The 9,409-nt window shown below is 43.0% G+C and carries 12 protein-coding genes and 1 pseudogene; 3 read left to right on the top strand and 10 right to left on the bottom strand.

From position 1 onward, the window contains the following. The first annotated feature begins 77 nt into the window (after positions 1 to 77). On the top strand, positions 78 to 281 hold the full coding sequence (locus tag GBV73_RS09300) for an EamA family transporter (RefSeq protein WP_042699413.1): 204 nt from the start codon (positions 78 to 80) through the stop codon (positions 279 to 281). 4 nt (positions 282 to 285) lie between these two features. On the opposite strand, the gene gcvT is transcribed toward GBV73_RS09300, so the two are convergent. Next, positions 286 to 1,479 (bottom strand): glycine cleavage system aminomethyltransferase GcvT, encoded by a 1,194-nt coding sequence (gene gcvT, locus GBV73_RS09305; protein ID WP_152880948.1) that lies wholly within the window; start codon positions 1,477 to 1,479, stop codon positions 286 to 288. A 99-nt stretch (positions 1,480 to 1,578) separates the two neighbouring features. Here gcvT and GBV73_RS09310 point away from each other — a divergent pair, with 99 nt between their 5' ends. Then, positions 1,579 to 2,421, top strand: a complete 843-nt coding sequence (locus GBV73_RS09310) for a universal stress protein (protein ID WP_152880949.1) — start codon at positions 1,579 to 1,581, stop codon at positions 2,419 to 2,421. A gap of 93 nt (positions 2,422 to 2,514) precedes the next feature. On the opposite strand, the gene GBV73_RS09315 is transcribed toward GBV73_RS09310, so the two are convergent. The 5 genes from GBV73_RS09315 to GBV73_RS09335 are packed head-to-tail and all read right to left on the bottom strand — an operon-like array spanning position 2,515 to position 6,723. Continuing rightward, positions 2,515 to 3,168, bottom strand: coding sequence for a hypothetical protein (locus GBV73_RS09315; RefSeq protein WP_152880950.1), 654 nt, complete (start codon positions 3,166 to 3,168; stop codon positions 2,515 to 2,517). Beyond that, positions 3,165 to 3,878 carry a creatininase family protein gene (locus GBV73_RS09320; protein ID WP_152880952.1) on the bottom strand — a complete coding sequence of 238 codons (714 nt, stop codon included), beginning with the start codon at positions 3,876 to 3,878 and terminating at the stop codon, positions 3,165 to 3,167. Before GBV73_RS09320 ends, GBV73_RS09315 begins: the two co-directional genes overlap by 4 nt. Further along, positions 3,875 to 5,026: a glycosyltransferase family 4 protein gene (locus GBV73_RS09325; protein WP_152880954.1), complete on the bottom strand. Its 1,152-nt coding sequence runs from the start codon at positions 5,024 to 5,026 to the stop codon at positions 3,875 to 3,877. The genes GBV73_RS09320 and GBV73_RS09325 overlap by 4 nt, the downstream gene beginning before the upstream one ends. Continuing rightward, the gene (locus tag GBV73_RS09330; RefSeq protein ID WP_152880956.1) at positions 5,004 to 5,927 is read right to left on the bottom strand and encodes a lysylphosphatidylglycerol synthase transmembrane domain-containing protein; all 924 of its coding nucleotides are present in this window, start codon (positions 5,925 to 5,927) and stop codon (positions 5,004 to 5,006) included. Before GBV73_RS09330 ends, GBV73_RS09325 begins: the two co-directional genes overlap by 23 nt. 1 nt (position 5,928) lies before the next feature. After that, positions 5,929 to 6,723, bottom strand: coding sequence for a UbiA family prenyltransferase (locus tag GBV73_RS09335; protein ID WP_004066195.1), 795 nt, complete (start codon positions 6,721 to 6,723; stop codon positions 5,929 to 5,931). A gap of 86 nt (positions 6,724 to 6,809) precedes the next feature. Between GBV73_RS09335 and GBV73_RS09340 the strand changes: the two genes are divergently transcribed. Next, positions 6,810 to 7,139: a helix-turn-helix domain-containing protein gene (locus GBV73_RS09340; protein WP_232194566.1), complete on the top strand. Its 330-nt coding sequence runs from the start codon at positions 6,810 to 6,812 to the stop codon at positions 7,137 to 7,139. A gap of 3 nt (positions 7,140 to 7,142) precedes the next feature. Here GBV73_RS09340 and speE read toward each other — a convergent pair whose 3' ends face one another. The 4 genes and pseudogenes from speE to GBV73_RS09360 form a co-directional block, all read right to left on the bottom strand. Next, on the bottom strand, positions 7,143 to 7,991 hold the full coding sequence (speE, locus tag GBV73_RS09345) for a polyamine aminopropyltransferase (RefSeq protein ID WP_152880958.1): 849 nt from the start codon (positions 7,989 to 7,991) through the stop codon (positions 7,143 to 7,145). 111 nt (positions 7,992 to 8,102) lie between these two features. Further along, positions 8,103 to 8,474, bottom strand: a complete 372-nt coding sequence (gene speD, locus GBV73_RS09350; RefSeq protein ID WP_042699395.1) for an adenosylmethionine decarboxylase — start codon at positions 8,472 to 8,474, stop codon at positions 8,103 to 8,105. 73 nt (positions 8,475 to 8,547) lie between these two features. Continuing rightward, entirely contained in the window at positions 8,548 to 9,024 is a 477-nt protein-coding gene (locus GBV73_RS09355) for a pyruvoyl-dependent arginine decarboxylase (protein WP_087037790.1), read from the bottom strand. Positions 9,025 to 9,160: 136 nt separating this feature from the next. Next, positions 9,161 to 9,409: pseudogene (locus GBV73_RS09360) on the bottom strand (IS6 family transposase); the annotation flags it as partial.

Here is a 9,409-nt window from a genome sequence, read left to right on the forward strand (position 1 = left end):
CGGCCTGTGAGGGTTAGGCTACCTTGGGGTGGCTTAACTCCTCACGAAGCCCCGTCCTTGCGGACGGGGTAGTTCACGTGGGGCTCTTTGAGATGGGGGTGACGTTCTTATTATGGTATAAAGCAATTGAAAGTGATGTCTCCTTTGCGTCAAACTTAGCCTATCTTGTCCCCTTTTTGTCCCTCGTGTTTATTCATTTCCTGGTGGGAGAAGAAATAGCACCATCAACTATAGCTGGCTTAATCCTCATAGTTGGGGGAATAATAATAGGAAAGAAATAGAAGATCACTCCTCTCTGAACGCTCCGTATTTCTTGGGGTCATAGAATGGAGGAGCGACAGTTACTGCCTTCTTTTTGTCCCCTCTTATGTCGATTTCTATCTCCACTCCGGGCTTTGCGTATTCTGGCTTAACGAACGCTATACCTATGCCTATTCCAAGGAGCGGAGAAAGCGTTCCGCTTGTAACTTCTCCAATTTCTTTGCCCTCTGCATATACCTTGTAGCCCGCTCTTGGTATTCCCTTATCAACCATCTTGAAGTGCACCATCTTGCTTGGGAGTCCCCTCTCCTTCTGCTTGAGCAGTGCTTCTTTTCCTATAAACTCCTTATCCCAGAAGATTGCAAACTCAAGGTTTGCCTGTAGTGGAGTGACTTCATCTATGTCGGTGCTCAAGAGCTGGAGCTCTTTCGTTTCGTTGCCGTAGAGGGTGTAACCTGCCTCAAGCCTTAGGGTATCCCTAGCGCCAAGTCCAGCGGGCTTTATGCCGTACTTTTGCCCGACCTCGAGAATCTTTTCCCATACGTATAGGGCTTTCTCTGGCTTTCCTCTCTTCTCCGGGTTTGGATGGTATGGGTTTGCGTCCTCAAAATAAACCTCAAAACCGTTCTCTCCAGTGTAACCGCTTCTTGAGAGGAGCATCTTGATTCCATCAAGCTCGACTTCCTTGGCCTGGAACCACCAGAGCTGGTTTATATCTATTCCAAAGAGATCCATAGCGAGATCCCTTGCTTTTGGTCCCTGAATCGAGAACATTGCCATATCATAGGTCTTGTTCTCTATCTCAAGGTCGAGCTTTGTGTACTGCTCAATTGCCCCTTTAATTGATGTGAACCATGCGTAGAGCTTTTCAAAGGCATCGCTGTCGCAGACCATCATATAAGTGTCATTTCCCATGTTGAAGACAAGGGTCTCATCTTTCACCGCTCCCCTTTCGTTGAGGACTAAGCTATAGGTTCCGCTTATCGCAGGGGGCCTGGAGATGTCGTTTGTAGTCACGTATTGAAGGAACTTGAGCGCATCCTTCCCTCTGAAGAATATTTCTCCCATGTGAGAGACATCAAAAATTCCAACTCCATTCCTAACGGCAAGGTGTTCCTCTTTTATGCTTGAGTACCAGATGGGCATTTCCCAGCCTGCGAACTCTTCAACTTTCTTTGCATGCTCTTTGTGCCAGTCGAAAATGTGTACCCTCTTCATAGTATCACCGCCATAAAGTAAAGCTTATCTCAAATATAATGTTTTCCTTCTTCTTAAAGGCTTAAATACCTCCATGACAATATATATTTAGGTGGTATCATGTTTGAAAAAATACTCTTTCCAACGGACTTTTCCGAAGTTTCTATACATGGCGTCAGAGAATGCATTCCCCAGCTTTTTGAACTCGGAGCCAAGAAGCTGTACCTGGTTCACGTAGTCGATATAACAGCCACGGATATAGAGGCAGTAGAACTCATGAGAATAGACGAAGAGGAGCTAAATAAGCTTGCCGAAGAAATGAGAAAAAAGGGAATTGATGTTGAGCCCATTGTAAAAATCGGGATACCCTCGCTTGAAATAGCTGAAATAGCCCAAGAAAAGAATGTTGATTTAATTGTTGTCCCATCTAAAGGTGAAAATATCCTAAGACAAATGCTTCTCGGCAGCACTGCCTCAAACCTTGTTAGGGCAACTAAAAAACCTGTCTTGGTTGTAAAATACGAATGGGACGAGGAAGAGGAGAAAATTAAATGTCTCTCAAATTGTAAAGAGATTTTCAAGAGGCCCTTGATTGCTTTGGACTTTTCCGAATGTTCTGAAAAAGTTGTAAATGCGGCAAAGAGGTTTGAGGAGCTAATCAAAGAAGCTGTTATTATTCACGTAGTGGATTATGGAAAGCCAGAAGATCTTGAAAAGAACATTGAAAACGCGAAGGCAAAGCTGACAGAATTTGCGAAGATGTTTAGCGTTTCGGTAAAAACTGAGGTGCTCACTGGAATAGCCTCGCATTCTATATTAGGTACTGCCCTGGCCAAAGATTCTTCGATCATAGTTATGGGCAAGAAGGGTAGGAGCGTTCTAAAAGACCTCCTTCTTGGAAGCACGGCAGAAAGGGTGGTTAGGGACTCAAAACTTCCTGTCCTATTAGTGCCGTGTGAATAACCTCAGACTGGAACGGCTTCCACATCAAATTCGGTAGCTACCCTGTTGCCATCATCGGTCATTCTTTCTTTTTCCCTTGAGTTTAAAAACTTTTCATTGCTTGCTCGAGCTTTCTTTCAGGAGTGTCGAGAGCAGCAGTTTTAGAGGTTTGTTCTTTACGAGTGCCAATGCTTCTTGGATCTCTTCGGAGCTTACGGTATCTCTGGCAAGGTAGATGTAGAGGGCATATGCCATGGCTTTTGGGTTGCCCTCGTTGAGTTCTTCAGCAGCTCTGGCGAGTTCTCCCATGCTTATACTGTCCGCCAGCTCTTTTAGCTTGACGTTATCATTTTTTTCAAGGGCCTCTCTTAGAGGCTTGTAAAAGCGATTTATAAGCAGGCGTGCCATCCTTTCTCTTTTATTGAGGTAGTCCATCGGGGTTTCTTCTTCGGGTTTTCTGGAGGGGATTGCATAGTACACAGCGGGTAAGAGGATTAAAATAACCATCAAAAGAATATAGGGGGTTAGCGAGAACGGCAGCACCTCTGCATACTTATATTTGAGGTATAAGAGGAGCACCAGCCCTATAAAGCCCCAGAGCATGAAGAACAGTATATATATTTCGCCAGCGCTCTGCTGTCTTTCCAGGAGTTTATACTTGGAACTAGCCCCGATTTTGTCCAAAAACTCCAGCCTGCTTTCTATTAGCTCTATCTCAGCCTCAAGTCTTTTTATCCTTGTATCGATCTCTCTTAGGACTTCTTTCATAGCACTCCTTCCAGGATTTCTGATATTTTATCACTAACTACTTCCAAAATCTTTTCTCCCCTTTCTCTTGTTGCTCCTTGGGGATTATCATTGACTCCGTCCGGGAAAAGCTCAAACCCTATGTCTCTCCTTATTACTCTAGCTGGAGAACTCTTCTTTTCTCCCTTTGCTTTCTCCATTTTGACGAGTTCTGGGGCTATTGCAAGCATTACTGAGGTCTCATCTTCTCCTGCGTGCCCTTGGGAGGAACATATTTCAAGTATTTCTTTTCTGAAGTCCATCCACCAGTTTATGAGGATAATCCCGACGTCGTAGCTCTCTGCAACTTCCTCACTCGCCTCTAGGAGCGGATAAACGTTTCCGCCGTGCCCATTTAAGAGGATTATCTTTTCAAAACCCTCCTCTGCGAATTCACTCATCACATCCCTAACGTATCTCCTCAAGCTGTCTGCTTTCACGTTTATGGTTCCCGGATAAACGTTCAGCACAAAGCTGTGCCCATACCAGATTGGAGGCGCTATCAGGATTTCTATTCCTTTATCCTTCAGCTTTTTTTCAACTCTCCTTGCAATTTCAAGGGGGGCAAAGACATCAGTGCCTAAAGGTAAGTGCTTTCCATGAGCCTCAACACTGCCCACGGGAAGAAGAATAGCAGATACCTTGGCTTTTGCCTTTTCAAATTCTTCCCATGTCAGCTCTTCCATTCTCATACCTTTCCCCTTTGGATATTTGAGAGAACTTCCTCATAAATCTTTTCTATTTTTACCACAACCTTGTCCCATGAATACTTTTCCTCGACAGCTTTCCTCCCATTGTTCCCATACCACCTTCTTAGTTCTTCATCCTTCAAAAGCTTTTGAATTGTTTTTCTCAGCTCAAGTTCGTTTCCGGGAGGTCCTAAGAGGCCGGCTTCATTTTCTTTAACTACTTCGGGTATCCCACCGACGTCTGTAGCTACAACTGGCACTCCCGATGCCATAGCTTCGAGGACAACTATACCAAATGCTTCCGAAGATACTGATGGTAACACGAAGATATCTGCCATTCTAAAAACCTCTGGGAGAACATCATCCGGCACATATCCCATGAAGACAACCCTGTCTTCTATTCCAAGGAATTTAGCTTGGGCTTTTAGGAAAGGAAGCATTTCTCCGTTACCGACCATTACAAGAGTAGCATCTTCTATTTTGGAAAATGCATTCAAAAGCACATGAGGTCCTTTTCGGTAGCTCATTCTGCTTACATAAAGCACTACATTACCCTCAAGTCCAAACTTGGCTTTTATCTCGTCTTTATTCTTTGCAGGGAAGAAACGCTTATCATCAACTCCATTTGGCACTATTGAGATTGGAACAGATGTAAAATGCTCTATAAATGCCTTTGCAGCCTTGCTTACTGCTATTATTCGATGGGGATACTTTAGATAGCTTGTGAAAAGAGGAATTGTGAATCCTAAGGCCTCCCAGAGCTTCGATTCATGGGCAAAAGAGATGCTGTGTGTTGTGAGCAGAGTGGCTTTTCCCATTGCCCTTCCGGCCTTAACTGCTTTTAAAGCGAGGGGGGTAAATGCGTGGTGAGAGTGAATTACATCAAAGTCCTTTAGAAATTCGTTGAGCTCTTCTGAGGACTTTAGCCCATATGTTAAGTTTACATCCAAAATAGGGCTCACAATCCCGGGAATTTTTATAAGTTCTATTCCATATCTCTCAAGATCCTCTTCTTTTCCGGTGGTTCTGTTGTTTGTAACTATCGCTACTTCATGCCCTCTTTTTCTGAGCTTTATGGCCAAATTGTGCATATGGGCCGCTACTCCCCCAATTTTGGGATAATACCAGTCACTGACCAGTGCTACCCTCATATCCACCACCTTCATCTAATGCTCCATAAAACAGAACTGCACCCAATATTGAGTATACGTACTGAAAGAGGAATTTATAAATAAAAGCCGTTACAGTAGCTTTTGTTGAGGTGCCGATTCCAAGAACAAGTCCAAACTCGTTTGCCCCAAATCCCGCTGGAATACTGCTAACCGAAGCAAAGAGCACGCTCATTAAAAACCCATATAAAGCCTGTTTCATTGAAATTTCCAAATTAAATGCCTTTCCAACTACGATGATTCCATAGACCTGAAGGAGAATTATCACCACAGAAAGCAAAAACGAGAGTAGAAAAATCGCCTTGTTTTCCTTTGCTCCGCTCCATCCCTTATGTATTCTCTCCAAATAACCCCTAAGGGTTGACACCAATCCTTTTAATCCAAAAATCTCCCAAAAACCCAATAAAGAATCAAGAGCTTTGTAAATGCCCTTTTCATAGATTAGGGCAACCAAGATAATGATTAATCCGAGGATTCCAATCTTCAAGAAGCCGATAAAAATGAGGGCAAATAAAAAGACCACTACCAGTTCTGTGCTCAGTCCAATTAGGAGAGAAGAGAGGGCTTTGAAGTAATCACCCCCAACGAGCTTGACTTTTGCAATATGCCCCACACTTGGTGGGAGAATTGTCATTAGATAATATCCACTTAAAAAGGCTCTTAGAGTTTTCCTGAAGCTCGTTTCCTGAACCTCTCTTAAGAACAGATACCACCTAAGAGAAGATAAGATAATGGTAAAAACAGAAAGCATAAAAGCCACAAGAAGGTACTCATGGGATGAAGTTTTTAGGGCTAATTCAAGCTCGATAAGGTTAATGCTCTTGTATAGATACGCAAGTGAAATTAAAAGTGCAATTAGAGCAAATATCCGTTTTTTGTTCATACTATACACCCAGCAATGCTTTCAAAGCATGAAAGAGTAGCAGAAAAACGACAACAACATCAAAGAGTCTATAACTCGCCCTAACTCCTACAATCGCTATCCCAAGGGCTCCAAAGGGGATGTTGAGAAGTGTTAAGAGGAGAGCTATTGAAAGACCCGAAAACGCCAATATAAGCTTCTCAGATAATTTCTTGCCAATGACAATTGGAGTAGTCTTTAAATTTGCTTTTAAATCGCTTTCATAGTCCTCAAGATGGTTTCTGAGCTCCATTGCGAATGAATACAGAAGAAGAGCTATCGCTATTGCAATTTCATACTTTGTTAAAATCCCATCGAAGTATGCACCATAAATGAAGGGCATTGCTCCGAAAAATATCCCGTGTGATACTACATCTACGATGGGCTTTGCTTTAAGTCTCGGCGGTGCTGAGTAAAAAGTAGCCAACAACAACATTAAAATGTAGATCATGAACTCTCTATAACTAAGGAAAAACGCAAATAACACTCCCAGAGCTGCAATTAGGGCTGAAGAGATAATACCCATCCTAAAGCTAAGTTCCCCACTTGCCACTGGGTTTTTGTTCCTCTTTTGGGGATTTTTTAAATCGGTGTCAACATCGAAACAATTGTTTATGGCAAATGCGTATGCAACATATAATATTAATGAAATTACAAGTATAATAGCACCTTTGAAATCGGGATTATGCCTAAAGTTCATTAACAAGCCGAGCAGGCCCATTCCTATGAACGATTTACCATCGACTATCCTGGTGTTTTTTATTACGGCCTTTAGCATACCATCACCACTCAACACCTTCCCAGAAAGGTTTATAAGTGTTTTCACTAAATTGTGAATACGTATGAAGAAAAACCTTCATAGTGATGGAAATGGAGGAGCTATTGAGAGCGTTCACAAAAACCCTTGAAAAATTCGAGCTTACAAGCTCGGAGATTAAAATATATTCCCTTCTCTTAAAGGAGCAGCTAACGCCAAGACAGATTGCAAAAAAGCTTGATTTATCCGAGAGAATTGTCAGGGAAAAGCTCAAGCACCTTCTTGAACTTGGACTGGTGGAGAGGGAGATGGTAAACAGAGGATGGCTCGGTTATATCTACAAAGCCAAAGCACCAAAAGAAGCCTTAAATTCCATTCTCTCCAAAATGGAAGAATTTATGGAAAATTTCCAAAAAGAAGCAAAAAAAGTACTCTAAAGTTCAGGCTTTGCCCTCAAGGAGTTCTCTAACGTACTTCGGCATCTGGAACAGAGTTTCGTGCCTTTCTGGATCGTAATACTGCAAGTTGAGGTCCTTAGCTCTATCTAAATCAATTTTTGTGAAATCTACGTCGCCCTTAACCCCAACTAGGAAGCTCCAGGGGGAGGCATAGCCTATCACGGGGAAGCTGAAGTAGTAAACCCTGTCAAAGACCTTCTTCATGTTTTTGTAGGCATCAAGCAGCTCGTCTGTGAAGAGGTAAACGCTTCCAGCTTGTGTAATATACAAACCTTTTTCTCCCAGAGCTTCGTACGCATTTCTATAGAACTCTTCACTGAACAGCAACTTTGCAGGGCCAACGGGGTCCGTTGAGTCTACGATTATGACGTCAAAGTGATCTTTGTGGCTCTTCATGTATTCGACGCCGTCTCCTATTATGAGCTCCGCTCTCGGCTCTTCTCCTTTGAGAGCTCTCTCTAGAAGTCCTCCATCGATTTTCAAGTATTTCATTGAAATCTCAACAACTTTCTCGTCTATCTCCACCATAACTGCCTTTTCAACGGTTTTGTGCTCAAGCACTTCCCTTAAAGCTCCCCCATCTCCCCCTCCTATGACGAGAACTTTCTTTGGATTTGGATGGGCGAGCATGACAGGGTGAACCAATGGCTCGTGATAACTTCTCTCACCATGTTCAACGAGCTGGACGGTACCATCAATTACAAGAAGTTTTCCAAAACCCTCAGTCTCATAAAGCTCTATCTTTTGATATTCGCTCTCCGCTTCCGTTATTTTTGAAACAACTTTAAATCCCACACCATATCCTCTTGGATACCACTCAATGAATTCCATTATGCTCACCTCGGTTGAAAGCTTATTGGATGTCTTTTAAACTTTTTGCCTTTATGTTGCTGAATATTTGACAAAAAATTGGATTTAAGGGAGGTAATAAAAGAAAGGAGGTCACTCCTTAAAGAGAAGCCCTCTATCGAGCTTTACAACGGTTGGCCTCTTACATTTTAATTCTTTGATAATATACTCACTCGCTTTAAGGGGCATTGTGTGATCCCCACATGTGTAAACATCAACGGCAGCATAGCCATGCTCAGGCCATGTGTGAATTGCGATATGGCTCTCAGAAACGACAACCACACCAGAAACGCCCTGAGGAGAGAACTTGTGGAAGCGTTTATCAATAATAGTCGCATTCGCTACTTCAGCAGCCTTGGTAAGTATTTCTTCTATCTTCTCTATGTCGTCCAGTATTTGAGGATCGCATTCGTAGAGATCCAAAACAACGTGCATTCCTATTGGGGTTTCGACTACTTGAGCCATCGCCTTCACCTCCCTCCATCAACAACACCTCCCTTAACTTTCTCACTAAAGACAGTAGGATAAATTGAAAGGGTCAATAGGGCAGCATAACAACGGCTGCAACGGCAGCAGCGGGCTTGTCCTTAACAGTTACCTCAGCAACGGCGGCTTTGAATTCCTTAAGCTTCCAGCCTCTAACTTTAAAGCCTTCTTCAACCATTTTCTTTACCATTTTCTCGGCTTCTTCCTTGGTGCAGTAGCCGCTGTATTCATAAATAAGCCCACCACTGTTGTCCTCGCTGATTCCCACGCCAAGGGCAGCGCTGATTGTCGCTCCCGGTTCGTCGCTCTCTATGTGAGCGTAAACTGTTGGGAGAAGCATTCCTATTGGGATGTTCTTGGGAAGTTCGTCGATCCACTCGATGTGGGCGGGAATGACACTGCTGAGCTTCACTAAGTTAACGTTTCCGATCCCCATTTTGAGCAAGGCGTTGTCAAATGCGTTTAATTTTGTTCCTCCCTCAGCGCTTGCAGCGAGCAAAATGGCTTTTTTTGGAGTTGTCCAGCTCATATCTGTTTACCTCCCCTTTTTTCGTATATTTCAAGGTTAATCACGATTTTGAGCTTATTTAACCAGTAATTTTATTATCAATTGGGTTTTACATTTAGGTTTGCTTATAAACCTTTCGTCTTTGCTTAGGATACTGTTAGGATAACTGGGGCATCACCTCCTGAAGCCATTCAGTAACATCACCAGGCGGATCACCAAAACTAGAATGAATTCTGACAAAATTATACCAGAAGGCAAACAGAAAAACAAACCTATGAACCCTCCTCCAGTCTTTACCCCTGAAATTATTCCAGAAACGCTTCGTCCTCTCCTTCAACGTCCTAAACCAGCGCTCAACACTGTTCCTCGGCCCGAAAGTCACATGCAGATAACCCAACCTCAAACT

The sequence above is a fragment of the Thermococcus sp. 101 C5 genome, assembly GCF_009372125.1.
In the GTDB taxonomy this organism is placed as follows: domain Archaea; phylum Methanobacteriota_B; class Thermococci; order Thermococcales; family Thermococcaceae; genus Thermococcus_A; species Thermococcus_A bergensis.

Excerpts from the sequence above, each read along its gene's own strand:
- gcvT (WP_152880948.1), bottom strand. The coding sequence starts at position 1,479 with ATGAAGAGGGTACACATTTTCGACTGGCACAAAGAGCATGCAAAGAAA.
- GBV73_RS09310 (WP_152880949.1), top strand. The coding sequence starts at position 1,579 with ATGTTTGAAAAAATACTCTTTCCAACGGACTTTTCCGAAGTTTCTATA.
- GBV73_RS09315 (WP_152880950.1), bottom strand. The coding sequence starts at position 3,168 with ATGAAAGAAGTCCTAAGAGAGATCGATACAAGGATAAAAAGACTTGAG.
- GBV73_RS09320 (WP_152880952.1), bottom strand. The coding sequence starts at position 3,878 with ATGAGAATGGAAGAGCTGACATGGGAAGAATTTGAAAAGGCAAAAGCC.
- GBV73_RS09325 (WP_152880954.1), bottom strand. The coding sequence starts at position 5,026 with ATGAGGGTAGCACTGGTCAGTGACTGGTATTATCCCAAAATTGGGGGA.
- GBV73_RS09330 (WP_152880956.1), bottom strand. The coding sequence starts at position 5,927 with ATGAACAAAAAACGGATATTTGCTCTAATTGCACTTTTAATTTCACTT.
- GBV73_RS09335 (WP_004066195.1), bottom strand. The coding sequence starts at position 6,723 with ATGCTAAAGGCCGTAATAAAAAACACCAGGATAGTCGATGGTAAATCG.
- GBV73_RS09340 (WP_232194566.1), top strand. The coding sequence starts at position 6,810 with ATGGAAATGGAGGAGCTATTGAGAGCGTTCACAAAAACCCTTGAAAAA.
- speE (WP_152880958.1), bottom strand. The coding sequence starts at position 7,991 with ATGGAATTCATTGAGTGGTATCCAAGAGGATATGGTGTGGGATTTAAA.
- speD (WP_042699395.1), bottom strand. The coding sequence starts at position 8,474 with ATGGCTCAAGTAGTCGAAACCCCAATAGGAATGCACGTTGTTTTGGAT.
- GBV73_RS09355 (WP_087037790.1), bottom strand. The coding sequence starts at position 9,024 with ATGAGCTGGACAACTCCAAAAAAAGCCATTTTGCTCGCTGCAAGCGCT.